The organism is Paraburkholderia ferrariae NBRC 106233, assembly GCF_000685035.1.
Classification (GTDB): Bacteria; Pseudomonadota; Gammaproteobacteria; order Burkholderiales; family Burkholderiaceae; genus Paraburkholderia; species Paraburkholderia ferrariae.
Genome location: NZ_BAYB01000030.1, coordinates 33,612 through 59,189 on the forward strand (window position 1 = coordinate 33,612; position 25,578 = coordinate 59,189).

Consider the following 25,578-nt stretch of genomic DNA (forward strand, 5'->3'; position numbering starts at 1 on the left):
GGGGGTCAGGCCGCCTTGGGGTCGGCTACGCGCGCCGGGTTGTTCGGATGCGTGGTCCAGTTCGAATAGCGGCCGGAATCGACGCGCTCCATCGTGATGCACTGATCGACCGGGCACACATGCATGCATAAATTGCACCCGACGCAGTTCGCATCGACAACCTCGAAGTGGCGCTTGCCGTCGCGCGTGGCGGTGATGGCCTGGTGCGAGGTGTCTTCGCAGGCGATGTGGCACAGGCCGCACTGAATGCAGCGGTCCTGGTCGATGCGCGCCTTGATGTCGTAGTCGAGGTTCAGGTATTGCCAGTCGGTCACGTTGGGCACGGCGCGGCCGCGCACCGCGTCGAGGTTCGCGTAGCCCTTGTCGTCCATCCAGTTCGAAAGGCCGTCGATCATGTCGCTGACGATTCGGAATCCGTAATGCATCGCCGCGGTGCAGACCTGCACGCTGCCCGCGCCCAGCACGATGAATTCGGCGGCGTCGCGCCAGTCGGAAATGCCGCCGATGCCGGAGATGGGCAGGCCGTGCGTTTGCGGGTCGCGCGCGATGTCGGCGACCATGTGCAGCGCGATGGGCTTCGCGGCCGGCCCGCAGTAGCCGCCGTGCGTGCCCTTGCCGTCCACGGTGGGCAGCGGCGCCATGACGTCGAGGTCCACGCCCACGATCGAGTTGATGGTGTTGATGAGCGAGACGCCGTCCGCGCCGCCCTTGAGCGCGGCGCGCGCGCCGTGGCGAATGTCGGTGACGTTCGGCGTGAGCTTCACGAGGCAGGGCAGGCGCGTGCCCTCCTTGACCCAGCGCGTGACCATTTCGATGTATTCGGGCACCTGGCCCACGGCCGCGCCCATGCCGCGCTCGCTCATGCCGTGCGGGCAGCCGAAGTTCAGTTCGACCGCGTCGGCGCCCGTGTCCTCCACCTGCGGGAGGATCCATTTCCAGTCCGCCTCCGTGCACGGCACCATCAGCGAGACGATGAGCGCCCGGTCGGGCCACAGGCGCTTCACTTCGCGGATCTCGCGCAGGTTCACGTCGAGCGGGCGGTCGGTGATCAGCTCGATATTGTTCAGGCCCGCGATGCGCTGGCCGCGCCAGGTGGTGGCGCCGTAGCGCGAACTGACGTTGACGACGTGCGGGTCGAGCCCGAGCGTTTTCCAGACCACGCCGCCCCAGCCCGCCTCGAAGGCGCGGTTGACGTTGTACGCCTTGTCGGTGGGCGGCGCGGAGGCGAGCCAGAAGGGGTTCGGCGATTGGATGCCGGCAATCGTGCAGCGCAGATCGGCCATGGTGGGGCTCCGTGTAGATCGGTTGTTCTGGTGTCCGGGTCAGGCCGCTCTGGCAGCCTGGCTCGCGAGGTGGCGGTCGATGGCCTGGGCGGCGAGCTTGCCGTCCTGCACGGCCTGCACCGTGAGGTCGGTGGCGCCGTGGCCCGCGCAGTCGCCGCCTGCCCACACGCCCGCGAGCGAGGTGGCGCCGTTCGCATCGACTGCGATGCGCGTGCCGTTGTCCGTCAACTGCAGGCCGTCGATCCCTTCGGGCCGCAGCTTCTGGCCGATGGCCTTGAGCACCATGTCGGCTTCCACGCGCACGATCTCGCCCGTGCCTTGCAGCGTCCCATCCGCGGCCAGCGCGGTGCGCTCGAACTCAACGGCTTCCACATGCGCGCCGCCTGCGATGCGCAGCGGCTTCGACCACTCCACGAGCAGCACGCCCTGCGTGCGTGCGAATGCCTGCTCGGCCCACGTCGCGCTCATCTGCGCCGCGCCGCGGCGGTAGACGAGCGTCACCTGCTCCGCGCCCAGCTTGCGGCTTTGCACGGCGGCGTCGATGGCCGTGTTGCCGCCGCCGATCACGACCACCTTGCGTCCAACCGGCAGCGTGGCGAGATCGTCCGCGGCGCGCAGGCGTTCGATGAAATCGACGGCGTCCAGCACGCCCGGCAGCGCTTCGCCTTCGATCCTGAGCGCTTGCGTGCCGCCGAGCCCCATGCCCAGAAACACGGCGTCGTAGGACTCCTGCAACTGCGCGAGCGTGATGTCGCGGCCAAGGCGCTGGCCCTGCCGCAGTTCGATCCCGCCAATGGAAAGCAGCCATTGCACTTCGCGCTGCGCGTAGTCGTCCACGGTCTTGTACGCGGCGATGCCGTATTCGTTGAGGCCGCCCGGCTTCTCGCGCGCGTCGAAAACGCTCACGCTGTGACCCGCGAGCGCGAGCGTATGCGCGCAGGCGAGGCCGGCGGGCCCCGCGCCCACCACGGCCACGCGGCGCCCGGTTTCGCTCGTGCGCCTGAAAAGCGGCGCGGCGCCTTCGGCCTCGCGCGCCATCTGGAAGTCGGTGGCGTGGCGCTGCAGCGCGCCGATGCTGACCGGTTCGCCATCCTGATGATTTCGCACGCAGGCGCCTTCGCACAGAATTTCGGTGGGGCAGACGCGCGCGCACATGCCGCCCAGCGGATTCGCGCTGAGTATGTCGCGCGCGGCGCCCTTCAGGTTGCCGTTGCCGATCTTGCGGATAAAGCTGGGAATGTCGATGCCGGTGGGGCAGGCCGCGATGCAGGGCGCGTCGTAGCAGTAGTGGCAGCGGTCGGCGGCCACGATGGCGGCATCGACGGAAAGCGGCGGCGCGACATCGGCGAAATTGCAGCCGAGTTGCTCGGCACTGAGGCGGCCCGCGGCGACATCGGCCGCGGTTTTTTGCGTGGACTGGGACATCCGGGTGCTCCTTTCGAGGCAAAACACGGGTCCGCCGGCTCGCGTTGCGCGTGAGCCGGTAGGTGGGGAAACGGGAGTGCAACGCGGCTCTGCGGCCGCCTGGCTTCAGTCTGGGTTGGGCGCCGGGTTGGTGCGGGGTTGGTATCTAATCAGCCTGGTTCGCTTGCGCGTTCGAGCATGGCGTGCAGCAGCACGTTCGCGCCGGCCTCGATCCATTCGGGCGTCGCGTCTTCGATCTCGTTGTGGCTGATGCCGTCGATGCACGGCACGAACACCATCGAGGTGGGCGCCACCGTTGCCAGATAGCAGGCGTCGTGGCCCGCACCGGAAACGATGTCGCGGTTCGAATAGCCGAAGCGATCCGCGGCGGCGCGCACGGACTTCACGCAGGCCTTGTCGAACGGCACGGGCGCGTAATAGAAAATCTGTTCTAACTGGGCTTCGAGCTTGCCTTGCGCCGCGATCTTCGCAATGCCCTCGCGCAGTTCCGCGTCCATCTGCGCGAGCACGTCGTCCTGCGGGTGGCGGAAATCGACAGTGAAGAACACGCGGCCGGGAATCACGTTGCGCGAATTCGGGTGCACCTGCATCATGCCGACCGTCGCGCACGCGAGCGGCGCGTGGCGCAGGCCGATCTCGTTGACGAGCTGCACCACGCGCGAGGCGCCCAGCAGCGCGTCGCGGCGGCGCGGCATGGGCGTGGGGCCCGCATGCGCTTCCTGACCCGTAAGGACTACTTCATACCAGCGCTGACCCTGAGCGTCGGTGACCACGCCGATGGTCTTCTTCTCCGCTTCGAGTATGGGGCCCTGCTCGATGTGCAGTTCGAACGCCGCGTGAATCTTGCGGCCGCCGCAGGGAATATCGCCCGCATAGCCGATGCGCGCGAGTTCCTCGCCGAGGGTCTTGCCGTCCACGTCCTTGCGCGAAAGCCCGTAGTCGAGCGTGAACACGCCCGCGAATACGCCGGAGGCCACCATGGCGGGCGCGAATCGCGAGCCTTCCTCGTTGGTCCAGATCACGACTTCCACGGGATGCTCGGTTTCGATGCCGTGGTCGTTCAGCGAGCGGATCACTTCGAGCCCGCCCAGCACGCCATAGATGCCGTCGAAGCGGCCGCCCGTGGGCTGCGAATCGGCATGCGAGCCGGTCATGACGGGCGGCAGCGCGTTATTGCGGCCCGCGCGCCGCATGAACACGTTGCCCATCTGATCGACGCTCACCGTGCAGCCCGCCTCCTTCGCCCATTGGACGATGAGATCGCGGCCCGTCTTGTCGAGGTCGGTGAGCGCGAGGCGGCACACGCCGCCCTTTGGCGTGGCGCCGATCTTCGCCATCTCCATGAGGCTGTCCCACAGGCGCTTGCCGTTCACATGGATCGCGGTGGTGAGCCCCGCTTCGCTGACTGCGTTCATGCGTGTCCTCCTTGGCTTGACTTGCGATGCTTCGCTTGCCCGGGTGTTTCCTCGACAAGCGAAGCGCGTTCATGTTCAGAAAGCGTGCATCTCTGTCATCATCTGGGGCGCGCTGCGCGATGGCGGTGCATGCGCGGGGCGTCGTTGAAGTCCGCGAATTTCCGCTTCCGCGAATCCTGTCCGATTGGACAGGTTGTAGCCGATAAACTGCGCGAATTCAATGCGGTAATGCGAGCGAAAAGCGTGCCATCGATGCTGCATTGCGCGATGCGCGGCGTGTTTATTCCAGGCAGCGGCGCGCGCCGAAGCTTGCACAGTGGCTACAATGAAACCGTCGTCGCGAGGCCGCTGGCCCGCGGCGCCTTGTCTATCCTGAGCGGAACGAATGCCATGCGCGACGACGATACGACCCCGCCTGCCGCGAACCTTACGGTGCGTGCTTCGGCAACGGGCCGCGAAACGGATGATGCAGCGCACAAGCCGGTGCGCCGGCGCAAGGCATCGATACGGGCTTCGAACGAATCGCATCTGCTGGCCTGTGCGGAGGCCGTGTTCGCCGAACGCGGCTTCGAGGGCGCGAGCACCGCGCTGATTGCCGAACGCGCGGGCTTGCCGAAGGCGAATCTGCACTACTACTTCCCCACCAAGCTCGCGCTTTATTGGCGCGTGCTCGACGACGTGTTCGAAGAATGGAATGCGGCCGCCGACACGTTCGATGCGAGCGACGACCCGGTCATCGCCATCGGCGGCTACGTGCGCGCGAAGATGGCGCTGTCGCGGCGCAGGCCGCTGGGTTCGAAGGTATGGGCCAACGAGATCATCAGCGGCGCGGTGCACATGCAGGACATCCTGCTCGAACGCGTGAAGCCGTGGATGGAGACGCGCGTGAAGCTGATCGAGCAGTGGATCGCGGAGGGGCTGCTCGCGCCCGTCGAACCGAAGACGCTGCTCTTCATGATCTGGGCGACCACGCAGCACTACGCCGACTTCGAAGCGCAGATCCGCGCGCTTGCGGGCAAGCGCGCGCTTTCGGCGGCGGGATTCGAGGCGAGCACCGAAGAGGTGGTGCGCATGATCCTGCGGGCGAGCGGGGCGCGTTCGCCGCGCGAATGAGCGGCCGGGGCACGCGCACGCCGCACGCGTACGTCGTGCATGGGCGTGCCGCTCACACCTGCATCGACGGCACGTCTTTCATGCAGCGCAGCGCGAACATCGAGCGGCTATGCCGGATGCCGGCGATGCGATAGAGCTTCTCGCGCAGGAAGCGCTCGTAGCCGGCCGTGCCGTCCACGGCAACCTTGATCCAGTAGTCGTACTCCCCCGACACCAGATAGGCCTCCAGCACCTCGGGCAGCGCCGCGAGCGCTTCGCCGAAGCGCGCGAGCGCGTCGTCCTCGTGGCGGTCCAGCGTCACTTCCAGAATCACGATGTCCGCGTAGCCCAGTTTCTTCTGGTTCACGAGCGCGACATACCCGTCGATATAGCCATCCGCTTCGAGCTGACGCGTGCGGTTCCAGCACGCCGTGGTGGACATGCCCACCTGGTCGGCGAGTTCGGCATTGGAAAGGCGCGCGTTCTTCTGCAGCGCGCGCAGGATCTTGTGGTCCTGGCTGTCGAGCGTTCGGGCGGGGCGTTCGCGGGCGGTCATGGTCGAAAAAGAATTGTATTCAGTGAAATACGATTCTAGCGGAATAACGTTCTGTAATTTCGCGTGACTGGCCCCTAAACAGGAAGCCTTTCCCCCGCTTCGGCCGGTATATTTTCCAGTGTGCCTTCATGCCCGGCACGACCCGCACGGCCATCTCGCCGGTGCGGGGCGCGCCGCCGCAGCCACGAGCCGCGGTGGACCGTCAGGCCGGATTGCCCTTGACCCCGCCGGCCGCCGGGCGTTTCACGCGAACCCTGCGTCAGGAGGAGCGTCCGACGGGCCTGAAGGCATGCACACGCCGTTTCAACCGTACTTCCCGTAGAACAAAAACGATGTCGATCCAGTTGTATCTGTCTTTTCTCGTCGCCGCGCTCGTGCTGGTCTATACGCCCGGTCCCGTCAACGTCCTCACCATGAGCCACGCCCTGCAAGCGGGCTGGCGGCGCGCGTTGCCCTGTGTCTGGGGCGGCACGCTGGCCGTGCTGCTGCAACTGGCGCTCACCGCGCTGTGCCTCAATTCGCTGCTGCTCGTCAGTGAGCATTCGCTAACCGTGCTGCGCTGGGTCGGCGCGGCCTACCTCGTGTGGCTGGGTTGCAAGCAGTGGCGCAGCCGCGCGCTCGCGGGCGCCGAGACCGCCGCCGAGGCGCCCGGCGCGAGCCGCGGCGATCTGTTCTGGCGCGGTTTCGCCACTTCGGGGCTCAATCCGAAAACGCTGCTGTTCTTTCCCTCGTTCTTCCCGCAGTTCATGAGCGCCGATGCGCTCTGGAGCGCCAACCGTCAATATCTGCTGCTGGCGGCGACCTTTGCGGTCCTGTTTGCGGGCGGGGTGGCGTCGATGGCGCTGTTCTCGCACCGCCTGCGGCACGTGCTGCAACGGCCGAAGCGCATGCGCGCGGTGAACCGGCTGATGGGCAGCCTGCTCGTGGGGATGGGGGCGATGATGGCGGGGTTGCGCTAACGAGCGCGAGAACGCGGGCGGCGTTGCGCGGCGGAGCGGCGGTTAGTGGGCGCTCGCTTCGTTTGTCTGTTTCCTGGCAGCCTTCATGGCAGCTTCACGGCGGGCAACCCGCTCAAGGCGTTGCCGGGGCCGTGGCGGCGCTTGCGGGCGTCGAGGCTGCCGCTTTTCCCACCGCTGTTGCCGCCGCCGTTGCGCCATTGGCGGCCGGAGCCGCTGCCGAAGCGAGCGTCGTAGTGCCGCTGGCGAGCAGCGGCGGTTCGGCGGCCGCCTGGGCGGGCGCCGGGCTCGTCGTCATGGCCGCCGGGCTTGCCGCTGGCGTGAGGGCCGGCGTGAGCGTCGGCGCCGGCAGCGCACTGTCGCCGCCGGAACCCGGCGCGACCGGCACCGGCAGCGCAACGCCGGTCGCGGCGCCGCTGTGCGCGACCGGGGTTTGCGCCGCCTCGGCACCCGGCGTCACCGGCAGCGCCGCGGGGTGCACGGCCACGACATTTGCGGGCGCACCCGGCAGCACGGTTGCGGGTGCGGGCATCACGGCGGTCGCCGGCATGGTCGCCGGGATTGTCGTCGGCACTGTTGCCGGGGGCGTTGCGGGCGTTGTCACAGGCGGCAGCGGCGTGATCTTGATGCTGCCGTCGCCCGGCACCGGCTCGCTGCGCACGGCAGTGGCGAGATAGCGCCCCACGAGTTCGAAGAAGCGATCGTAGAACCCGCTCGACTGGATCGTCTCGCTCGAAATCTTGACCATCGAGTCGCTGTTCGAGCGGATCGGCAGCGAAACCGAGCCCAGAATGGACAGCCCCACGCTCGCCGAAGTGTCGCTCTTCTTCAGCGCATAGCCGCTTTGCACCGCGTTCACATAAACCATGCTCGTATTCGACGAATCGCCGGGCGTGCAGACCGCGTGCACCTCCACGACGATGTGCGAATCGACGGCGGGCTGGAAGTCCTTGCTCGCGTCCACCGTGTCGCTGTGCGGCATGGTCGTCATGTAGCCCTGGCTCAGCAGGGCGCGGCGCGCGCTTTCGCAGGCGTCGGTGCTCGGGTAGTTGAAGCCGCGCGAAAACTGGTTGGGCGCGGTGCTCAGCAGCTGATCGTCCTGAAACTTCGGCTGCGCGGACGAACACGCGCCGAGCCCCACCACGGCGGCGGCGACGACGGTTGCGGCAAGGGCTGCGAGCGGGCTCGGCAGATACGGGGCGACTCTGGAAAGGCGGGACATGTTTCGGACCGGACTATACGGCGATACATCGGACGGCATGCATTGTAGTTCGGTTCCGCATTGCGTGACGAAAGCGTCTTTTGCGCTCGGACCCCGTGAAAGCCGGCCGAAGGGCGGCTGCGTGGCGCCGCGGCGTGCGCCGTTATCGGTAACGCAACGCAAAAAGGGCGTCCCGACCCGTCGGAACGCCTTTTTTGCGGGGGGGAGGCTTCGACCCGCCACGTCGGTCGAAGCCTGAAGCCAGCCTTACACCGCCATTTCGGGCGGCGCGCGGCGGGAACACGCGCGCGCCGAAGCCGCGCGTCTTTTCGCCGCCCGCGGAGTATTGGCGGATCACGCAGAGGTTCACCGCGGTGAACGCGAGGAACGCGCCGAAGTTGCTGGACGAGGTGGACGTGGCGACGTCGAGCTTCAGTGCGATCAGGCCAATGGCGCGGGCCATCGTCGCCGAAAGCGGCACCTGCGCGCGAAATCGAAGTCGTGCGCCAGAGCCTGAGCGGCTTTTCCACGCGCGCGATTGCCGAGCGGCGGCAGATTTCGTTCGAGACCGTGCGGGCGCACAAGAAGCATATCTGCCCGAAGCTCGGCGTGAATTCGCAGTCCGAACTGTTTGTGCTCTTCTACGAGACGGGCGCGCACGAAGGCGCGTGAGCGCAGCCCCTTGGCGTTGCCGCGCGCTTCAGAACTCGACCAGCGCGAAATCTTCCTTGCCTACGTCGCATAGCGGGCAGCGCCAGTCGGCGGGTACGTCGGCCCAGCGCGTGCCGGGGGCGAGGCCGTCGTCGGGAGCGCCGGCCGCTTCGTCGTACACCCAGCCGCAGATCACGCAGACCCACTGCCTGAAGCTGCCGTCGGCCGTTGCGGCGGTTGCCGCGGCGGTGCTCCGCGGCGCGCAGGCGCTATCGTCCGCGCGTGGCGTATCGAGCGCGACCACGAGCGGCGCCGAGGTGCCGCCTTCGCGCGCGGCCAGTTGCGTCTTGAGCGTGTCGAGGAGTTGCGCGGCTTCGCCGGCGGTGAGGTCGATCCAGTAGGGATCGCCTGCGCCGTCGTTCAGGCGTTCCGGCGAGAACTGGATTTCGAGTGCGACGCCTTTCTTGTACATGGGCAAATAATGCGTAAAGCAGACTGCCCGGCGCGGACCGGCTTCAGAGGAAGTAGCGGGCCGCGAGCGACACGGCCAGCCCGCTCGCCGCGATCAGCGCCAGCATCTGGAGCAGCGAGATCGACTTGTTCGAGGGGGCGGTCGTGTTGGCCGGGACAGGGTTACGGGAAGTCGTGTTCATGTTGCGTGGAGTCGCGCGGTGAGTGGGATCGAATGGGCGCCTGGAACGGCGCGCGGCGCGAGAGTTTCGCACGTTTTTCGCGCTCGCGGGGGCGATTCGGCGGTCACTGCGCGCAGCGGTCGCATGGGCGCTTCCCTGGCGACCGGAGCGTTGGCGCTGCACCACGGCCCCGATTATCGCCGCTAATCGGGCGCCGATTCGTGAGCGAGCGGAGATGCAGTATTTCCCGATGGTCAGGATCGGGCGTTGCCTATGAGACGTGTAGCCACTTGTGTTCGACGTACGAGAAGACCCAGCACACGGGCAGGGCGCACAGCATGCCGAGCGTGACGGCGGCGCAGCGGAACAGCGCGACGTCCCAGATGGGCCCTTGCGTGGGCACGAGCAGCACGATGGTGGTGGTGATGCCGGCAAGGCGCGCGGCGGTGCTGACTTTCAGGCACCAGCACGCGACGATCACGATGGCCACGGCCCCGAGATAGACCCAGAGGTTTTCGGTGCCGAGCATGGCGGCCGCGAAGCCGCATACCCCGCCGGCCAGGGCGCCGATGAACTGGTCGCGCGACTGGCTGAGCGTATCCGAGTAATCGTGCTGCGTGACGGCGATGGCGGTGATGGCGGCCCAGAACGCCTGCTCGGCGTGCACCGCGCGGCCGATGCTGTAGGCAAGGCCCGCGCCGCACACGGCGCGCAACGCCATCAGCACGCCCTGCACCGCGCGGCTCTTGAGCGGCAGGCTCTTGAGCGCGTTGAAGGCGGACTGCTGGAGCGACGTAAGGTAGGCGAAAAGGTTGTCTTGCGGGTCGGACATTGCGGGCGTCGAGCCTTTGGCGGATGAAGGTGCCGCCAAGGATATCAAGTCCGCGCCTTCCCGCGCGAGACCGCGCGCCGGCGTGCCGGCGGCGTCGCAGCGGGGCTCGCGCTTTCCTCTCCGATTACGCTCGCGGCATCGGGCAGGCAATGCTTGCGCAACTGCCGCGCGGCATGGCGCAGGTCGCGCTCGATCGCGCGCCGCACGCCTTCGGCGTCTCTTCGTTTGAGCCGGCGCATCAGGCCGTCGTGCGCGTCGTTGAGCGAGGCGGCGAAGCTTGCGTCGTCGAACAGCAGGTTCGAGATCGGCCCGACCTGCAGCCAGACCGTCTCGATCAACTCCACCAGCAGCGGCGAACCGCACGCGCGATAGAGCGCGAGATGGAAGTCCTCGTTGGCATCCAGATAGCGCGCGGGCTTGTTCTGCGCGAGCGCTTCGGCCATCTGCGCGCACAGCGCGTCGAGCCGTCCGATCCCGGCATCGCCCAGGCGTGACGTGGCGAGGCGCGCGGCCTCGCCTTCCAGCATCACGCGCACGTTCAGCACGTCGTCGAATTGCGCGTGCGTGAGTTGCGGCACCATCACGCCGCGATTGGGCAGGTTCACGAGTGCCGATTCGGCGGCGAGACGCACGAGCGCCGCGCGCACCGGCATCTCTCCCACGCCCAGTTGTTCGGCGAGCGCGTGGATGCGCAGCCGTTCGCCCGGCACGAAGCGGCCGAGGCTCAGCCAGCGGCGCAGCGTGGCGTAAGTCTCGTCCTGCAGCGATTGATGCGCGCGCGTTTTCATTGCGGTGCGCCGCTTACTTCAGTTCTGCCAGGCATGCGTCGAATGCTTCGAGCAGCCGGTCGATATCGGCGGTCGTGGTATCCGGGCAGACGAGCATCATGTTGTGGAACGGCGTAATCAGCACGCCGCGGTTGAGCAGATACAGATGGACGAGGTGCTCCAGTTCGTCGTCCATGGCTGCGCGCGCTTCGGTGCCGTTGCGCGGCGGCGTCGTGCAGAACTGGAACTCGGTTCGCGCGCCCACGCGCGTTACGCACCACGGCAATGCGTGGCGTGCGATGGTGGCGCTCAGGCCATCGGCGAGCCGCGCGGCGAGTGCGAACATGTGTTCGTAGGCAGCGTCGGTCATCACCTCGGTGAGCGTGGCGCGCATCGCGCTCATCGAGAGCATGTTCGCCGTGAGCGTCGTGCCGATGCCCGAGTGGCCCGGCGGCGCGTCGAGCTTGGCCTGCTGTGCGCGCGCGGCGAATTCCGCGGAAAAACCGTACACGGCGCACGGGACGCCGCCGCCCACGGGCTTGCCGAGCACGAAGAGATCCGCCTCGATGCCGTGCGCCTGCGCATAGCCGCGCGGGCCGCTGCTGATCGTATGGGTTTCGTCGATGGCGAGCAGCGTGCCGCAGCGGCGCATCAGCGCCTGCGCTTCGCGCCAGAAGCCGGGTTCGGGCAGCACCATGCCCACGTTGGTCATGGCCGGCTCGGCCAGCACGCAGGCTACTTCGCCGTCGGCCAGCGCACGCTCCAGCGCGCCGAGGTCGTTGAATTCCACCACGCGCGTGTACGGCAGCAGGTTGTGCACCTGGCCCAGCAGGCTCGCGCGCTGCGTGGGCCGGCCGTCCACGAGATCGACGAACACGTCGTCCACGGTGCCGTGGTAGCAGCCGTTGAACACGACAATCTGCTGGCGGCCCGTGGCGGCGCGCGCCCAGCGCAGCGCGAAGCGGTTCGCGTCGCTCGCCGTCATTGCGAACTGCCAGTACGGCAGGCCGAAGCGCTCGGCCAGCGCCTCGCCCACCACGGCGGCGTCCTCGCCCGGCAGCATGGTCGTGAAGCCGCGCGCAGCCTGCGCGGCGAGCGCGCGGCCCACCGGCTCGGGCGCGTGGCCGAACATGGCGCCCGTGTCGCCGAGGCAAAAGTCGGCGTAGCGGTGCCCGTCGGCGTCGGTGAAGGTCGCGCCGCGTGCGGTTTCGACATAGAGCGAGAACGGCGTGGACCAGTCGTTCATCCAGTGCAGCGGCACGCCGAACAGCAGATGCTGCGCGGCGCGGGCCGAAAGCGCCTGCGACTTCGGGCGGGCGGCGATGAACGCTTCGCGTTCGCGTGCGAGGACGCGCTGTGCGCGGTCCCAGTTCACGCCTTGGCGGGTTGGCATGGGCGTCTCCTGTATGGCGCCGCACACACCGGATGGCGCGCGACGCATGATTTGATCAAATCATCGCACGGGAGCGGGGAGAAAGTAAATTTGATCAAATTAACGGAAACGGGGATCGGATGCGGCCGCGCTCATGGCTTTTACCCGCTACGCCAAAGAAAAAGGCGCGATGCAGTCCTGCATCGCGCCTTGAGAGCCAGGCGAGCCGCAAGGCCCGCGCGCGGTATTTACTTCCTGTCGATCGAGAACTTGCCGGGACCAGTTACGGCGAGCGCCAGCAGGCCGCCCGCAATGCTCACGTTCTTGTAGAAGTTGATCATGTTTTCCATCTGCTCCATGCCGGTCTCGTTCCAGAAGTGATGGCCGACGAGCGCGGTGGCGATGGTGTAGAGGGCAAGCAGCACGGCGAGCGGACGCGTGTAAAAGCCCACGACGATCAGGATGCCCACGACCAGTTCCATGACGACGGCGATGATGGCGGAGAGCATGGGTACGGGCGCGCCGACGTGTTCCATATAGCCCACGGTGCCCGAAAAGCCCGTGATCTTGGCCCAGCCGAACAGCACGAACAGGGTGGCGAGCAGGATGCGCGAGATGAGCAGGACGACGTCGTTGCCCTGGCCGAAGAGGTTGTATCGCATGGTGTTCTCCAATGGGTTGTTGCAGTTCGAATTGCTTTTGCCGGTTGTTTCCGTTGTGTTGTGCCTCTTGCTGCGTTTGCCGGGAGAGAGACCCGCCGGGCCTCCCCCACAGCCTACGCAATCTGGCGCGTTACGACCAGAGTTCCGGGACTTCGTTGTTGCGCAGGTCAAAGACCAGCACCTCGGCATCCTGACCCAAACTGAACGAGAGCGTGCGCTCGTCGCGCATGCGCGCGCCATCGCCTTCGGCGAGAGCCACGCCGTTCACGCTCACGCTGCCGCGCGCCACGTGCACATAGGCATAACGCTGGGCGCCGAGCTCGAGCGTCGCGGTTTCGGCACCGTCGAAGCGGCCCGCGTAGACCCGCGCATCCTGACGCAGCAGCAGCGAATCGTCTGCGCCGTCGGGCGAGAGGATGAGGCGCAGCTTGCCGCGCTTTTCGGCGTCGGCGAGATGCTTCTGCTGGTAGCGCGGCTGCGCGCCCATCTCGTTCGGTGCGATCCAGATCTGCAGGAAATGCACCGGTTCCGCCGGCGAGTGGTTGAACTCGCTGTGCGTGACGCCCGTGCCGGCGCTCATCAACTGCACGTCGCCCGGCACGATGACCGAGCCCGTGCCCATCGAGTCCTTGTGTTCGAGCGCGCCTTCCAGCACGTACGAGAAGATTTCCATGTCGCGGTGCGGATGCTTGCCGAAGCCGCGCGCCGGGGCGACGCGGTCGTCGTTGATCACGAGCAGGTCGGAGAAGCCGGTCTGCTTCGGATCGTAGTAGTTGGCGAACGAGAAGGTATGGCGCGAACTGAGCCAGCCGTGTTCGCCGCGCCCGCGTTGATCGGCCTTGCGAAGTTCCATCATTTCGACCTCCGTTGATCGTGTTCGATTGGATGGAGGTCAGTTTAGGTCAATCAACTTGAATATAATCACCTGTAAATCCGACTTACAGTCACATTCAAGTGGACAATGGCGATGCAACTCGACGACATGCGAATCTTCGTGGCGGCCGTGGATGCGGGCAATTTCACGGCCGCCGCCAACCGCCTGCGGCTCTCCAAACAGTTCGTGAGCCGCCGCGTGGCCGCGCTGGAAGCGAGCCTGGGGGCGCGGCTGCTGGTGCGCAACACGCGCCATCTGGCGGTCACGGATCTCGGGCAGGACTTCTACGAGCGGGCGCGGCGCATCCTGGCCGAGGTGGGCGAGGCCGAAGCGGCTATGTCCGCGCGCCGCACCGAACCGCGCGGCTTGCTGCGGGTGAGCGCGCCGATGTCGTTCGGCATGGCGCATCTCTCGCCGCTCGTGGCGGAATTTCTGCGCGCGCATCCGGACGTCCGCTTCGACATGGAGCTCAGCGACCGCACCATCGACGTGATCGGCGAGGGTTTCGACATGGCGCTGCGCATCGGCCGGCTGCAGGATTCGACGCTGGTGGCGCAAAAGCTCATCGACGTGCGCATGATCGCGTGCTGCAGCCCCGGCTACCGGCGGCGCCACGGCGAGCCGGCCACGCCCGCCGAACTCGTGCGTCATGCCTGCCTGGCCTATGGTCAGGCAGGGCGCGCGGCGTGGGACTTCATCGTGGACGGCGTGCGCACGCCATTCGAGGTGCACGGTCCGCTGCGCGCGAACAACGGCGAGGTGATCCGCGATTCGGCGATTGCGGGGCTGGGCATTGCCTATCTGCCCGACTTCATCGTGGGGGGATCGGTCGATGCGGGGCTGCTCGTGGAGGTGCTCGCGCCGTTCATGCCGCCGCCCAACGGCTTGCACGCGGTTTATCCGCAACATCGCGAAGGTTCCGTGACAATCCGCGCTTTTACACAATTTCTGCGAGAGCGGCTCACCGCGCGTGCGGCGACTGCGCGTGGCGGGGCGTTATGACGCGGCGGCCCGGGTCCGGCACTGCCTTGTGGAAAGGCGGTTGCATCCGCATCTAACCCATGGCGGGAGGCGCGTGGCGCGGCACAGGTGCGGAACCTCGCGCGCGTTCGTCCATCCCATCAGAAGGGGCGGGCGCCAGGGGCATGCGTCCCGATGTCGCAGTTTCGTTGTATGCTCGACGCCCCGACGGTTGCGCGGGCCCGCCTCGAAGAGGCGCAAACGGCCGCGGGACGGTCCTTCGGCGGCTTCCATGGGGGCCGATAGGGACAGACAATACCCGCGATCAAAGCAACCAATTTTTCAAACGGACGCGATTCCCGTAAATTTCGTCCATACCTTTTCCACCCAGAGCGAGGAATCAACGCATGTCTCTCATCAACACGCAAGTCAAGCCGTTCAAGGCCACCGCTTACCACAACGGCAAGTTCGTTCCGGTTTCGGAAGAGAACTTCCTCGGCAAGTGGTCGGTCGTGGTGTTCTACCCGGCTGACTTCACGTTCGTGTGCCCGACCGAACTCGGCGACCTGGCTGACCACTACGCCGAATTCCAGAAGCTGGGCGTTGAGATCTACGGCGTGTCGACCGACACGCACTTCACGCACAAGGCATGGCACGACACGTCGGATACGATCGCCAAGATCCAGTACCCGCTCGTCGGCGACCCGACCGCCACGCTGGCTCGCAACTTCGACGTTCTGATCGAAGAAGAAGGCCTGGCACTGCGCGGCACGTTCGTGATCAACCCGCAAGGCGAGATCAAGCTGTGCGAAATCCACGACAACGGCATTGGCCGTGACGCCAAGGAACTGCTCCGCAAGGTGCAGGCTGCGCAATACGTCGCATCGCACCCGGGCGAAGTCTGCCCCGCCAAGTGGACGCCGGGCGCCGAAACGCTCAAGCCGTCGCTCGACCTCGTCGGCAAGATCTAAGCGTCGCAGGACCCATGCGATCGCCCTGATCGCATGACGCTGAAGTTCCACTGAGCTGTCAATCCGGGCCGCGGCTACGCGGCCAGCGGCCCGGGTGTCTCGCTGTTGCCTCGCTGCGGTTTTCGCAAGGTGGCAGAATTGCCAGGCATTACTTAGCATTCCCCCCGCTTCTTCTCTAGCCGGAAAATACACGCCATGCTCGACGCCAATCTCAAGAGTCAACTGAAAAGCTACCTGGAAAAAGTCACGCAGTCGATCGAGATCGTTGCGTATCTGGACGACGGCGAGAAGTCGCAGGAGCTGCAGACCCTGCTGCAGGACATTGCCTCGCTCTCGGATCGCATCCGCTACGAAGAACGCCGTGGCGCCGCTGCCGGCGACGCGCGTACCCCTTCGTTCGACCTGAAGCGCGCCAACTCGGACGTGAAGGTCACGTTCGCGGGCATTCCGATGGGCCATGAATTCACGTCGCTCGTGCTTGCGCTCCTGCAAGTGGGTGGCCACCCCGTCAAGCTGGAAAGCGACACCATCGAACAGGTGCGCTCGCTCGACGGCGTGTTCTCGTTCGAAGTCTATATGTCGCTCACGTGCCAGAACTGCCCGGAAGTCGTGCAGTCGATCAACGCGATGGCGGCGCTCAACCCGAACGTGAAGATCGTCACGATCGACGGCTCGCTGTTCCAGGACGAAGTCGAGAAGCGCCAGATCATGGCGGTGCCGACCATCTATCTGAACGGCGAAGTGTTCGGCCAGGGCCGCATGGGTGTCGAAGAGATTCTCGCCAGGCTCGACACCGGCGCATCGGCGCGTGCCGCCGAAAAGCTGAGCCAGAAGGACGTTTTCGACATGCTGATCGTCGGCGGCGGCCCCGCCGGCGCCGCGGCTGCGATTTACGCGGCGCGCAAGGGCATTCGCACCGGCGTGCTGGCCGAACGCTTCGGCGGCCAGGTGCTCGACACCATGGCCATCGAGAACTTCGTCTCGGTGAAGGAAACGGAAGGGCCGAAGTTCGCGGCGGCGCTGGAGCAGCACGTGCGCGCCTACGAAGTGGACATCATGAACGTGCAGCGCGCCGAAGCGCTGGTGCCCACGGGTAACGGCTTCGAAGTGCGCACCGCAAGCGGCGCCACGCTGCGCGCGAAGAGCGTGGTGCTGGCTACCGGCGCACGCTGGCGCAATGTGGACGTGCCGGGCGAGCAGGAATACCGCAACAAGGGCGTGGCGTACTGCCCGCACTGCGACGGCCCGCTCTTCAAGGGCAAGCGTGTGGCCGTGATCGGCGGCGGCAACTCGGGCGTGGAAGCGGCCATCGACCTCGCGGGTATCGTGAGCCACGTGACGCTGCTCGAATTCGGCGCGCAACTGCGTGCGGACGAAGTGCTCCAGCGCAAGCTGCGCAGCCTGCCCAACGTCACGGTACATGTGAACGCGCAGACCACCGAGATTATCGGCGACGGCCAGAAGCTCACGGGTCTCGCGTATCTCGAGCGCACGTCGGGTGAAACGCGTCACCTCGAACTCGAAGGCGTGTTCGTGCAGATCGGCCTCGTGCCGAACACCGAGTTCCTCAAGGGCACGGTGGCGCTTTCGAAGCACGGCGAGATCGAAGTGGATGCGAAGGGCCAGACGTCGGTGCCGGGCGTGTTTGCCGCGGGCGATGTGACCACCGTGCCGTTCAAGCAGATCGTGATCGCCGTGGGCGAAGGCGCGAAGGCCTCGCTCGGCGCGTTCGAATACCTGATCCGCTCGTCGGCGGATGCGGAGGAAGATGCGAAGGTGGCGGCCGCCGTGGCCTGAGCCTTGCGCTTTGCGCAGTTAGTAGTCTCTCTTTGATACGCCGGCTCACGCCGGCGTTTTTTTATCCTCGCGCCGCGATCTCCTTTCTCCACCCTTCGATGATCTTCGCCGCGAGCGCGCCGTAGTTGCCGTCGAAATGGTGGCTGCCGTTCGTCTTCACGATATCGATGCCGGTGTGGGTCAGCGCCGGGCACAGCGTGTCCTTTTCATCCTCGCCATACACGCATTGCACGATCGCCGGGGGCACCCTGGCGAGTTCGGGCTGCACGGGCAGCGCCTTGTCGCTGGCGGGCATGCCGAGCCATCCCGTCACGCGGATCTGGAAATCGGCGCTCGGCGCGAAGCCCAGCAGCGACATATAGGAGACCTTCTCGCGCAGCGCGTCGGGCAGACGGTTGTACGCGAACGGCATGACATCGGCGCCGAACGAATAGCCCACCAGCGCAATATGCTTCGCGTGCCAGCGCGCGCCGTAGGTCTTGATCACGCGCGCGAGGTCGCGGCTCGTTTGCGCGGGCGATTTCTCGCTCCAGAAGTAGCGCAGCGAGTCCCAGCCGACCACGGCGATGCCGTCCCGCTGCAGCGCCTCGGCGATGGTTTTGTCGAGGTCGCGCCAGCCGCCGTCGCCGGAGATCACGACCGCGAGCATGTCGGTCGGATGCGCGGCGGGCAATTCCACGAGCGGCAGATCGGAGACGTCTTCGTCGCTTTCGGACACCGCGCGCAGATGCGGTGCGGCGAGTGCCACGAGCTTGTCGCTGTCCGCGAGGCTCTGCGCGAATGCGCGCGGTTCCTGCGTGCCGGAGGTGCCGTCGGCGGCTGTCTTCGCATCCGCTGCGCCCTTGGCGCTTTTCGTCGCGCCACGTTCGAAAAAGCCCGGCAGGCCCTTGCCCCGGCTCAGTTTCGGATCGGCGGGGCAGGGCGCGAAGCGTGCATCGAGCTCTTGCGCGGGGTCGAGCGAGACGGCACCGGCCAGCGTGTTCGCGGGCGCCTGTTCGAGCATGCGCTCCGCGATCAATGCGCCCTGGCCACTGCCAATTGCGATCGGTGCGAAATACTGGCTCGACTCCTGTTGCCGCTCCAGTTGATGGCCGATCGCTTCGGCGTCGCTATAGAGCCGGTGGCAGCTTTCCTTCGTGATGGCCGCCAGGTTCTGCGCGTAGCGCGACGTGTCCACGCCTACCACCATCGCGCCGTGTTGTGCGAGTGCGTCGGCGCGCGCCTGGTCGTTATAGGTCCAGTGGTCGGCCGCCGAGAACAGCACGGCGAAGCCGCGCATCGGGCCGACGGGTTGCGTTACGGCCACATCGCCGTAGCGGCCGCCCGATACATGCGCGACGTTCGCCGGCACGGGATTGAGCGTGGCCTGCGCGGTCGCGCAGCCGAGCGCAAGAGACAAAGCGGTGCTCGCCGCGGCGAGGCGCGGCAGCGTGAACAAGCGATTCTTCATGAGCGCCGGCCTCCAGCCAGCAGGGAAAGATCGGCGAGGGTGATGAACACGCTGATCGAGCCCGAAGCGGCCAGATAACGCGGTTCCCAGCGCGGCGCGAATTTGTTCTTGAAGCCGCGTAGCCCCCGGAAGTTGTAGAACTTGCCGCCGAAACGCCAGATCAAGCCGGCGAGGCGGTGCCACGGCGAGGCGAGCGGCGTCGGGCCCATGCCCGAAAGCGGCGCCATGCCGAGCGAGAGCGCCTGATAGCCCGCGCCCTTGAGGTGCAGCGCGAGCTGCGTGAACAGGTACTCCATCGCGTAGGGCGACGCGCCTGGCAGATGGCGCATCACGCCCACGGTCGCCTCGGTGTTGAGGTCCGTGGTCATGAAAGTGACGAACGCGAGGGGCTCGCCGTGCTGGCGCACGAGCAGCACCGACTGGGCGGCGAGGTAGTCGTCGTCGAATGCGGCCACCGAGAAGCTTTTTTCGCGTGCGTCGCGGCTGTCGAGCCACGCGTCCGAGATCTCGCGCAGCACCGGAAGGTGGTCCGCCATCTGCGCGCGGTCGATCTGCTCGACCGCGAAGCCGTCGCGTTCGCCGCGCTTGAGCGCGTAGCGCAGATGCGCACGCTGCGCGCCCTTGAGATCGAACTCCTGCAGCATCACGCGCGCTTCTTCGCCGAGCTTCATCAGCGTGAGGCCGGCGTCGAGATAGAGCGGCAGCGCGTCGGCGCGCACCTGGTAGAACGCGGCGCGTCCGCCGTGGCGGTGCGCGAGCGCGACGAAGGCGCGGATCAGCGCGGGCCATTCCTCGCGCGGTCCCACCGGATCGTGCAGCGCGGCCCACGTGCGGCCGCGCTTGGCGTACATGAGGAACGCGTTGCGCGAGTGCGAGAACAGGAAGCTCTTGTCGCCCATCAGTGCCAGGCCCGCGTCGCTGCGTTCCTGGGCGCGTACGATGCGTGCGGCTTCGGCGAGGTCGATATCCGCGGGCTTCACGAAGCGGCCCGCTGCCGGGCGCATCAGTTGCCACGACGCGAGCGCGGACGCGAACACCACGGCGCCGAGCGTAGCGCGCAGCGCGCGCGGCGCGCGTTCGTCGAAGGCGAATTGCCACCACAAATGTTGGGAGTACTGTACATCGCGGAAGGCGAAGAACAGCACCCACACGGCGAGCGCGATTACGCAGCCCACCGAGGCGAGCCAGCCCGGCGTGAAGCGCTCGGCGAACAGCGAGGAATGGCGGTTGAAGCGGCCGCGCGTGGCGAGGAGCAGGGCGATCAGCACGCACAGCACACCCGCTTCCACGAAGGCGAGGCCCTTGGCCAGCGAGAGCGCGAGGTTGGCACAGGCGATCAGGAGTGCGAGCCACCACGCGGCATCGAGACGCCGGAGCAGGCCGCGCGCCACGAACAGCAGCAGCACACCGAACAGGCTGCCGAGCAGTTGCGAGCTTTCGAGCACCCAGAGCGGCAGGAAGGTTTGCAAGAGCGCGATGCGATGGCCGAACGCGGGCGTCGCGCCCGAGATCACGAGCATGCCGCCGGTCACGAAGGTGACGATCGCGAGGAAGAGCGGGGCGAGCTGGGAGACGCCGCTCGCGCCGCGTCGTGCGAGCTGCGTGCCGAAGGTCGCACCGAGCGGCCCGGCGAGCGTGCGGCCCTCGAACGCGGCGAGCAGCGCGGCGGAGAGGGCGAGCGGCGCGCCGAAGTAGATCGCGCGATAGGCGACCAGGGCGGCGAGCACGTGCGAAGTGGGGACGCTCGGGCCCAGCGCGTACACCATGGCGGCTTCGAACACGCCGATGCCGCCCGGCGTGTGGCCGATCAGGCCGAGCAGCATGGCGGCGCAATAGACGGTGAGGAAGTCGGCGAACGCGAGCTGCGCATGCGGCAGCACCGACCAGAGCGCGAGCCCGGCGCCCACGACATCGAGTGCCGCAAGCAGCAACTGCGCGACGAGGTCGCGTCGTGCGGGCACGGCAAAGCGCAGCCAGGCGCGGCCGAAGGGCGCGATTTCGCGGGTGCTCGCGGGGCAGACCGCCACGAGAACGGCGCCGCACGCGAGAAGCGAGCCGCCGATGCCGCGCAGTGCAACCGGCGAGAGCGGCAGCAGGCCCGCGAGCGTGCCGGCGTCGCACACCATGCCGAGCGCCGTCATCAGCGCGAGGGCGAGCGCGAGCGAAACGCTCGTGAACACGGTCATGCGGCCCACCTGGGCGGGCGTCACGCCTGCGCCGCCGTAGATGCGGCAACGCACGGCGCCGCCCGTGAGCGCGCCGAAGCCGGTGACGTTGCCGAGTGCCGAGCCGGCGATGGCGCCGACCCAGAGCGCGCCGCGCGAGACGCGCATGCCGAGGTAGCGCAGGCCGACGGCATCGCGCCCCACCAGCGCGACGAAGCTGATCACGGTGGCCGCGAGCGCGCCGGACCACTCGGCCGGGGCCATATGGCGAAGCTGGTGGATCACCGAGCGGTAATCGACCGACTGCGAGAGGTGCTGGAGCACGACGAGCAGCAGCGCGCAGATGCCGAGCACGAAGGCGGGCGCGACAAAGCGCTGCGGGCGCAAGGCATCGACGCGGCGCCGTAGCGCCGCGGCGGCCCGCATTGCGCGCGAGGGTGGCGAATGAGGCATGGATCGGTCCGGCGATTCTCAAATGCCGCCGTTGTGCCTGTGTGGCTTCCCCGGTGGCGGCATGATTGTTTTTGTATGGGTCCCGCAGCGGCCGCGCGATGACGGGGGAACGCTACGCCAAACGTAAGATTTTGGTAAAGGACTGGTAAAACTCAGCAAACGCTTCGGAACGCGATGTGGTTGACCCGGCGGGTAAAAAAAGTGACGCGGGAGGCGGCCGGTTTGCCAATGAGCCGGGCGATACCGGTAAGTCTTACGCCCTTCGCATTCACTTTGGCTTTCCGTATTTTTAATTGGGTCGGATGCGATGTTTGCATTCGCTTCCCAATGGGAAAGGATGGCTGGAAGGTCGATTCCACAAGGCTTTCAGCCCGGTGCGCAGACGCATTGTTGCCGATGCGGATGCAATTTTTTGCGAAGCTTGCCGTTAATGGCGAGCGCCCGTGTTAACAATTTGAGACATCCTTTTTAATCTTTTTACTTCGCTTCCCGGGAGAGTTAGTCTCATAGAGCGTAGTGACGTCGTAGTCGTGTTTCACCGGGCCAGGAGAACGACGTGAACAGAATCGCCTTGACTTCTCTCTCGCTGGCGGCGCTCGGGGCTGCGGGCATGGCTCATGCCCAGAGCAGCGTGACGCTGTACGGCACCATCGACACTTCCCTCACCTATATCAATCACGCCCAGGGCAACCAGAACCAGTGGTCGCTCGGCAACAGCAGCAACGGCAATCTTTCGGGGTCGCGCTGGGGCCTGAAGGGCGCCGAGGATCTCGGCGGCGGGCTGAAAGCGATCTTCCAGTTGGAGAACGGCTTCAACCCGTCCACCGGCGGGCTCGGCCAGGGCGGCCGGATCTTCGGCCGCCAGGCGTTCGTCGGGCTGACCGCCGAGCAGTATGGCTCGCTCACGCTGGGTCGCCAGTACGATCCGCTGATCGACCAGGTGCAGGGCATCACCGAAGACAATTACTTCGGCTCGGCCTTCGCCACGGCCGGCGACGTCGATAACTACGACAACAGCTTCCGCGTGAACAGCGCGATCAAGTACACGACGCCGGTCTTCAGCGGACTGCAGGCCGAGGTGATGTACGCATTCGGCGGCGTGCCGGGCGCGACCAGTGCCGAGCAGGCCTGGGCCGGCGCGGTGGCGTACAACAACGGGCCGCTCTCGCTCGCCGGCGGCTACTTCTACGCGGCGAACAGCCAGGCCACGGTCGGGCTGCGCACCGACGGCTGGACCAGCACCTCGGACGGTACCTTCGACGGCCCGATCAACACCGGCTACGCAAGCGCGCACTCGCTCTCGATCGCGCGCGCCGCGGCGCAGTACGCAATCGGCCAGTTCACGCTGGGCCTCGGCTACAGCAACTCGCAGTACGCGCCCGACAGCAGTTCCGTGTTCCGCGACACCGAGAGGTACAACACCGGCCAGGGCTTCGTGAACTACCAGTTGAGCCCGGCACTGCTCCTGGGCCTCGGCTACAGCTACACGCATGCGAACGGCGATACCTCGGCGAGCTACCATCAGGTGTCGATCGGCGCCGACTACAACCTCTCCAAGCGCACCGACATCTATATGACGGCGGCCTGGCAGCACGCGAGCGGCGAGACCGGCGACGGCTCGGGCGGCTCGATGCCGGCGGAGGCGTCGATCGGTTCGTACGGCTATTCGGGCACGAATACGCAGACCATGGTGAATCTGGGGCTGCGCCACAAGTTCTGACCTTCTATATCGCGTTGGCCCGCAGCGAAGCCGGGCACACCGTACAGGCGGTGTGCCCGGCTTCTTTTTCATGAGCGACGGCTGGCGCGTGAGGCGCTATGGCGGTTCGAGGCGGCTTGGGGCTACGCTGCCGTCAGCGCCCGCGCGCAAGCAGGAAGGGCCATGCCGCGAGCCGCAGGAAGGCGCGGCGCAGCAGCGCCGAGCGCGGCCGCCATTCGCTCGTCAGCGTGACGCGCGCCGGCGTGTCGGTTTCCGTGCTGAGCCAGATGCGCTCGCCACGCGTGAGGCGCAGCGTGTCGCCGGGATTGAGCCAATGGTCGTACGGCGAACGCGCGCGGGTCACCCAGATCTGCGCGCCGTAGACGCGCAGGAGACTATCGGCGGCGAGCCGCCACGTGAACGTCTGCCCCTGCGGCACCGCGAAATGAAGCGACTGGGCGGGCAAGGGCGCGTCGTGCAGTTCGTGATCGCGGTTGCCCGGTGTCGTGCCGTTCACGTGCGGGTGCCGGGTGGGCTGGGCGCCGCCGCGCGAGCGCTGCGCGCCGAGGCGCGCAAGGGAGCGGGAGTATCGGGAAGCGGCCTGCTGTGAAGCGTCATCCATCGTGTTCTCCGTCGGTTTCTGGCCGGACGGCGACGGGACAGTGATACCCGGAAAAACGAAAGCCCCGTCGATGCCGGCGGGGCTTGTGATCTGCGTGGACAGACTGCTCGAACTGCTAATACGCGCACACTCCCCTTGGCTGAACCGTTCGGTTCGTCCACGGGTGATTCGTCGTGGTCGGGAGGAGGGACGAGAAAGTGCGCATGAATCGAGTGTGCGGGGAAGGGCCGGCCGTTGTCAACCCGCCTCGGCCGAAAAGGTGCGACGGGCGGATTTCCGCGGTCTTCGGGCGTGGCCGCCATCGTGCCCCTTGCCGCGATGGGCGATTTCCTCCAGGATGGGTTGTTTCCGGAATGAACTCGTGAAGTCACTGCGGGCGGAATCACGGCGCGGATCCATCCCGCCAACCCAGCCAGACGGGCCCGCGAAGGCGGACGTCCAGCGAAGCGAATGTTGCGGGCGCACGACGGTATCTGATATATTACATACAGAATATTGATTTGTGTCGCGTTGCAGCATATGATTCAGTCATGCAATGACTCAATCATGTGGAGCTTCAAATGGATTTCGTTTCTCTCGCGCTCTTCGGCGTGGCTGTCGTGGGGCTGGGTGCCGCCGCTACCGTGCTGATCGCCCGGTGGCTGCCGAAGTCGGCAATCGAACAAGCCTCGGAGCACGGCCGCTTTGCCGGCCTTGGCGAGGAAGCGGTTGCGGCTCAGGCGGTTCCTCGCCCGCGGGTGCGCAAAGAGGCAATGAATGTCGTCAGAACTTCAAACTGAAGCCGTAGCGCCTTCTTCCGCAGCGTCGCTCAAGCTCGCGCTGCAACCGATCAGCGCGACCCTGAGCCTGCGGGATCAGGCCTATGCGATGCTGCGCCAGGCGATCGCGGACGCCGATATCTATCAGTCGCGCGAGGAAATCCGCCTCGACGAGCGCGTGCTCAGCGAAACGCTGGGCGTGAGCCGCACGCCGGTGCGCGAGGCGATGACGCTGCTCGAGCAGGAGGGCTTCCTGCGCATGGTGCCGCGGCGCGGCATCTATATCGTGCGCAAGAGCAAGCGCGAGATCGTGGAAATGATCCAGATGTGGGCCGCGCTGGAGAGCATGGCCGCGCGTCTGGCGACCCTCCACGCGAGCGACGAGGAAATCGCGAACCTGCGCCACATGTTCGACAATTTCCGCGACAGCACGCCCGCGGAGCACATTGCCGAGTATTCGGACGCCAATATCGCCTTTCACCAGGCGATCGTTGAGCTTTCGAAGTCGCAGGTGATCCTCGACACCATCAAGAACATCTTCGTGCACGTGCGCGCGATCCGGCGCATGACGATTTCGCAGAGCGATCGGGCGTCCCGCTCGATCGTCGATCACCTGCGCATCATCGAGGCGCTCGAAAAGCGCGATACCGAACTGGCCGAAAAGCTCGCGCGCCAGCATTCGCTCGATCTGGCCGCGTATGTCGAGAAGCATTGCGATTTTCTCGACTGACCTGAACGATTTGCGCTGAAAACCTTCGCGGGAGACCTTCGGGTCTCCCGTTTTGTTTGGTGCGTCCCGCGCACGCCGCCCCGGTGCCGGCGTCGGCATCGGGGTTTTCCTGTGTCGCTGCCTCTTGCTGTTGATTGATATATCACATACTGTATTGAAAACGCCGCTGCCGCTCCGATCACCGATCCGACGCAGGCACGCGAGCTCAACCCCCACCGATTTTCGAAAACTCGCCCGGCCACGATCAATAAGGAG

General features: G+C 66.5%; 23 protein-coding genes and 2 pseudogenes. 9 read left to right on the top strand and 16 right to left on the bottom strand.

The window, feature by feature from the left end:
- Window positions 1-5: 5 nt before the first annotated feature.
- The 3 genes from preA to BFE01S_RS27650 form a co-directional block, all read right to left on the bottom strand.
- Entirely contained in the window at window positions 6-1,283 is a 1,278-nt protein-coding gene (gene preA, locus BFE01S_RS27640; protein WP_028228288.1) for an NAD-dependent dihydropyrimidine dehydrogenase subunit PreA, read from the bottom strand.
- 39 nt (window positions 1,284-1,322) lie between these two features.
- Window positions 1,323-2,708 carry an NAD(P)-dependent oxidoreductase gene (locus BFE01S_RS27645; protein ID WP_028228289.1) on the bottom strand — a complete coding sequence of 462 codons (1,386 nt, stop codon included), beginning with the start codon at window positions 2,706-2,708 and terminating at the stop codon, window positions 1,323-1,325.
- A gap of 149 nt (window positions 2,709-2,857) precedes the next feature.
- Complete coding sequence (locus BFE01S_RS27650) at window positions 2,858-4,123, bottom strand: Zn-dependent hydrolase (protein ID WP_028228290.1); 1,266 nt, start codon at window positions 4,121-4,123, stop codon at window positions 2,858-2,860.
- Between the two features lie 390 nt (window positions 4,124-4,513).
- Here BFE01S_RS27650 and BFE01S_RS27655 point away from each other — a divergent pair, with 390 nt between their 5' ends.
- The gene (locus BFE01S_RS27655; protein ID WP_028228291.1) at window positions 4,514-5,236 is read left to right on the top strand and encodes a TetR/AcrR family transcriptional regulator; all 723 of its coding nucleotides are present in this window, start codon (window positions 4,514-4,516) and stop codon (window positions 5,234-5,236) included.
- A gap of 52 nt (window positions 5,237-5,288) precedes the next feature.
- Here BFE01S_RS27655 and BFE01S_RS27660 read toward each other — a convergent pair whose 3' ends face one another.
- Window positions 5,289-5,771, bottom strand: coding sequence for an Lrp/AsnC family transcriptional regulator (locus BFE01S_RS27660; protein ID WP_028228292.1), 483 nt, complete (start codon window positions 5,769-5,771; stop codon window positions 5,289-5,291).
- 332 nt (window positions 5,772-6,103) lie between these two features.
- On the opposite strand from BFE01S_RS27660, the gene BFE01S_RS27665 reads away from it, so the two are divergent.
- On the top strand, window positions 6,104-6,730 hold the full coding sequence (locus tag BFE01S_RS27665) for a LysE family translocator (protein WP_028228293.1): 627 nt from the start codon (window positions 6,104-6,106) through the stop codon (window positions 6,728-6,730).
- Between the two features lie 112 nt (window positions 6,731-6,842).
- Here the strand turns inward: BFE01S_RS27665 and BFE01S_RS46420 are convergent, their stop codons facing one another.
- Window positions 6,843-7,949 (bottom strand): DUF2242 domain-containing protein, encoded by a 1,107-nt coding sequence (locus BFE01S_RS46420; protein WP_063834448.1) that lies wholly within the window; start codon window positions 7,947-7,949, stop codon window positions 6,843-6,845.
- A 274-nt stretch (window positions 7,950-8,223) separates the two neighbouring features.
- Window positions 8,224-8,403, bottom strand: a pseudogene (locus BFE01S_RS46425) (amino acid permease); the annotation flags it as partial.
- A 5-nt stretch (window positions 8,404-8,408) separates the two neighbouring features.
- Between BFE01S_RS46425 and BFE01S_RS43470 the strand changes: the two are divergent.
- A pseudogene (locus tag BFE01S_RS43470) lies at window positions 8,409-8,600 on the top strand (response regulator transcription factor); the annotation flags it as partial.
- A gap of 28 nt (window positions 8,601-8,628) precedes the next feature.
- On the opposite strand, the gene BFE01S_RS43475 reads toward BFE01S_RS43470, so the two are convergent.
- The 7 genes from BFE01S_RS43475 to BFE01S_RS27715 all read right to left on the bottom strand — a co-directional run bounded on the left by BFE01S_RS43475 (window position 8,629) and on the right by BFE01S_RS27715 (window position 13,700).
- Window positions 8,629-9,051 (bottom strand): rubredoxin, encoded by a 423-nt coding sequence (locus tag BFE01S_RS43475; protein WP_084170196.1) that lies wholly within the window; start codon window positions 9,049-9,051, stop codon window positions 8,629-8,631.
- Window positions 9,052-9,094: 43 nt separating this feature from the next.
- Window positions 9,095-9,232 (bottom strand): hypothetical protein, encoded by a 138-nt coding sequence (locus tag BFE01S_RS44630; protein WP_156967170.1) that lies wholly within the window; start codon window positions 9,230-9,232, stop codon window positions 9,095-9,097.
- A gap of 250 nt (window positions 9,233-9,482) precedes the next feature.
- Entirely contained in the window at window positions 9,483-10,043 is a 561-nt protein-coding gene (locus tag BFE01S_RS40430; RefSeq protein ID WP_042338774.1) for an FUSC family protein, read from the bottom strand.
- A gap of 44 nt (window positions 10,044-10,087) precedes the next feature.
- Window positions 10,088-10,831 (bottom strand): GntR family transcriptional regulator, encoded by a 744-nt coding sequence (locus tag BFE01S_RS40435; protein WP_084170197.1) that lies wholly within the window; start codon window positions 10,829-10,831, stop codon window positions 10,088-10,090.
- A 13-nt stretch (window positions 10,832-10,844) separates the two neighbouring features.
- Window positions 10,845-12,203 carry an aspartate aminotransferase family protein gene (locus BFE01S_RS27705; protein ID WP_028228296.1) on the bottom strand — a complete coding sequence of 453 codons (1,359 nt, stop codon included), beginning with the start codon at window positions 12,201-12,203 and terminating at the stop codon, window positions 10,845-10,847.
- A 227-nt stretch (window positions 12,204-12,430) separates the two neighbouring features.
- Window positions 12,431-12,844 (bottom strand): DoxX family protein, encoded by a 414-nt coding sequence (locus BFE01S_RS27710; RefSeq protein ID WP_028228297.1) that lies wholly within the window; start codon window positions 12,842-12,844, stop codon window positions 12,431-12,433.
- A 130-nt stretch (window positions 12,845-12,974) separates the two neighbouring features.
- Window positions 12,975-13,700, bottom strand: a complete 726-nt coding sequence (locus tag BFE01S_RS27715) for a pirin family protein (RefSeq protein WP_028228298.1) — start codon at window positions 13,698-13,700, stop codon at window positions 12,975-12,977.
- Window positions 13,701-13,811: 111 nt separating this feature from the next.
- On the opposite strand from BFE01S_RS27715, the gene BFE01S_RS27720 reads away from it, so the two are divergent.
- The 3 genes from BFE01S_RS27720 (at window position 13,812) to ahpF (ending at window position 17,446) form a co-directional block, all read left to right on the top strand.
- Window positions 13,812-14,720 (top strand): LysR family transcriptional regulator, encoded by a 909-nt coding sequence (locus BFE01S_RS27720; protein WP_028228299.1) that lies wholly within the window; start codon window positions 13,812-13,814, stop codon window positions 14,718-14,720.
- 365 nt (window positions 14,721-15,085) lie between these two features.
- Entirely contained in the window at window positions 15,086-15,649 is a 564-nt protein-coding gene (ahpC, locus tag BFE01S_RS27725) for an alkyl hydroperoxide reductase subunit C (protein ID WP_028228300.1), read from the top strand.
- A gap of 195 nt (window positions 15,650-15,844) precedes the next feature.
- Complete coding sequence (gene ahpF, locus BFE01S_RS27730; protein WP_028228301.1) at window positions 15,845-17,446, top strand: alkyl hydroperoxide reductase subunit F; 1,602 nt, start codon at window positions 15,845-15,847, stop codon at window positions 17,444-17,446.
- A 61-nt stretch (window positions 17,447-17,507) separates the two neighbouring features.
- On the opposite strand, the gene BFE01S_RS27735 is transcribed toward ahpF, so the two are convergent.
- A complete protein-coding gene (locus BFE01S_RS27735; RefSeq protein WP_028228302.1) occupies window positions 17,508-18,896 on the bottom strand; it encodes a virulence factor family protein in 1,389 nt (462 codons plus the stop codon).
- Window positions 18,893-21,514: a bifunctional lysylphosphatidylglycerol flippase/synthetase MprF gene (mprF, locus tag BFE01S_RS27740; RefSeq protein ID WP_028228303.1), complete on the bottom strand. Its 2,622-nt coding sequence runs from the start codon at window positions 21,512-21,514 to the stop codon at window positions 18,893-18,895. Before mprF ends, BFE01S_RS27735 begins: the two co-directional genes overlap by 4 nt.
- 556 nt (window positions 21,515-22,070) lie before the next feature.
- Between mprF and BFE01S_RS27745 the strand changes: the two genes are divergently transcribed.
- The gene (locus BFE01S_RS27745) at window positions 22,071-23,234 is read left to right on the top strand and encodes a porin (RefSeq protein WP_028228304.1); all 1,164 of its coding nucleotides are present in this window, start codon (window positions 22,071-22,073) and stop codon (window positions 23,232-23,234) included.
- A gap of 133 nt (window positions 23,235-23,367) precedes the next feature.
- Here the strand turns inward: BFE01S_RS27745 and BFE01S_RS27750 are convergent, their stop codons facing one another.
- Complete coding sequence (locus BFE01S_RS27750) at window positions 23,368-23,835, bottom strand: DUF2917 domain-containing protein (RefSeq protein ID WP_084170198.1); 468 nt, start codon at window positions 23,833-23,835, stop codon at window positions 23,368-23,370.
- 560 nt (window positions 23,836-24,395) lie between these two features.
- Between BFE01S_RS27750 and BFE01S_RS27755 the strand changes: the two genes are divergently transcribed.
- Together BFE01S_RS27755 and BFE01S_RS27760 are read left to right on the top strand one after the other, a co-directional pair.
- The gene (locus BFE01S_RS27755) at window positions 24,396-24,614 is read left to right on the top strand and encodes a hypothetical protein (protein ID WP_028228306.1); all 219 of its coding nucleotides are present in this window, start codon (window positions 24,396-24,398) and stop codon (window positions 24,612-24,614) included.
- A complete protein-coding gene (locus BFE01S_RS27760; RefSeq protein WP_028228307.1) occupies window positions 24,592-25,323 on the top strand; it encodes a GntR family transcriptional regulator in 732 nt (243 codons plus the stop codon). Before BFE01S_RS27755 ends, BFE01S_RS27760 begins: the two co-directional genes overlap by 23 nt.
- The last annotated feature ends 255 nt before the right edge of the window (window positions 25,324-25,578 follow it).

What these genes read in the sequence shown, in the direction of transcription:
- preA (WP_028228288.1), bottom strand. Translation starts at nt 1,283, where the DNA reads ATGGCCGATCTGCGCTGCACGATTGCCGGCATCCAATCGCCGAACCCC.
- BFE01S_RS27645 (WP_028228289.1), bottom strand. Translation starts at nt 2,708, where the DNA reads ATGTCCCAGTCCACGCAAAAAACCGCGGCCGATGTCGCCGCGGGCCGC.
- BFE01S_RS27650 (WP_028228290.1), bottom strand. Translation starts at nt 4,123, where the DNA reads ATGAACGCAGTCAGCGAAGCGGGGCTCACCACCGCGATCCATGTGAAC.
- BFE01S_RS27655 (WP_028228291.1), top strand. Translation starts at nt 4,514, where the DNA reads ATGCGCGACGACGATACGACCCCGCCTGCCGCGAACCTTACGGTGCGT.
- BFE01S_RS27660 (WP_028228292.1), bottom strand. Translation starts at nt 5,771, where the DNA reads ATGACCGCCCGCGAACGCCCCGCCCGAACGCTCGACAGCCAGGACCAC.
- BFE01S_RS27665 (WP_028228293.1), top strand. Translation starts at nt 6,104, where the DNA reads ATGTCGATCCAGTTGTATCTGTCTTTTCTCGTCGCCGCGCTCGTGCTG.
- BFE01S_RS46420 (WP_063834448.1), bottom strand. Translation starts at nt 7,949, where the DNA reads ATGTCCCGCCTTTCCAGAGTCGCCCCGTATCTGCCGAGCCCGCTCGCA.
- BFE01S_RS43475 (WP_084170196.1), bottom strand. Translation starts at nt 9,051, where the DNA reads ATGTACAAGAAAGGCGTCGCACTCGAAATCCAGTTCTCGCCGGAACGC.
- BFE01S_RS44630 (WP_156967170.1), bottom strand. Translation starts at nt 9,232, where the DNA reads ATGAACACGACTTCCCGTAACCCTGTCCCGGCCAACACGACCGCCCCC.
- BFE01S_RS40430 (WP_042338774.1), bottom strand. Translation starts at nt 10,043, where the DNA reads ATGTCCGACCCGCAAGACAACCTTTTCGCCTACCTTACGTCGCTCCAG.
- BFE01S_RS40435 (WP_084170197.1), bottom strand. Translation starts at nt 10,831, where the DNA reads ATGAAAACGCGCGCGCATCAATCGCTGCAGGACGAGACTTACGCCACG.
- BFE01S_RS27705 (WP_028228296.1), bottom strand. Translation starts at nt 12,203, where the DNA reads ATGCCAACCCGCCAAGGCGTGAACTGGGACCGCGCACAGCGCGTCCTC.
- BFE01S_RS27710 (WP_028228297.1), bottom strand. Translation starts at nt 12,844, where the DNA reads ATGCGATACAACCTCTTCGGCCAGGGCAACGACGTCGTCCTGCTCATC.
- BFE01S_RS27715 (WP_028228298.1), bottom strand. Translation starts at nt 13,700, where the DNA reads ATGATGGAACTTCGCAAGGCCGATCAACGCGGGCGCGGCGAACACGGC.
- BFE01S_RS27720 (WP_028228299.1), top strand. Translation starts at nt 13,812, where the DNA reads ATGCAACTCGACGACATGCGAATCTTCGTGGCGGCCGTGGATGCGGGC.
- ahpC (WP_028228300.1), top strand. Translation starts at nt 15,086, where the DNA reads ATGTCTCTCATCAACACGCAAGTCAAGCCGTTCAAGGCCACCGCTTAC.
- ahpF (WP_028228301.1), top strand. Translation starts at nt 15,845, where the DNA reads ATGCTCGACGCCAATCTCAAGAGTCAACTGAAAAGCTACCTGGAAAAA.
- BFE01S_RS27735 (WP_028228302.1), bottom strand. Translation starts at nt 18,896, where the DNA reads ATGAAGAATCGCTTGTTCACGCTGCCGCGCCTCGCCGCGGCGAGCACC.
- mprF (WP_028228303.1), bottom strand. Translation starts at nt 21,514, where the DNA reads ATGCCTCATTCGCCACCCTCGCGCGCAATGCGGGCCGCCGCGGCGCTA.
- BFE01S_RS27750 (WP_084170198.1), bottom strand. Translation starts at nt 23,835, where the DNA reads ATGGATGACGCTTCACAGCAGGCCGCTTCCCGATACTCCCGCTCCCTT.
- BFE01S_RS27755 (WP_028228306.1), top strand. Translation starts at nt 24,396, where the DNA reads ATGGATTTCGTTTCTCTCGCGCTCTTCGGCGTGGCTGTCGTGGGGCTG.
- BFE01S_RS27760 (WP_028228307.1), top strand. Translation starts at nt 24,592, where the DNA reads ATGTCGTCAGAACTTCAAACTGAAGCCGTAGCGCCTTCTTCCGCAGCG.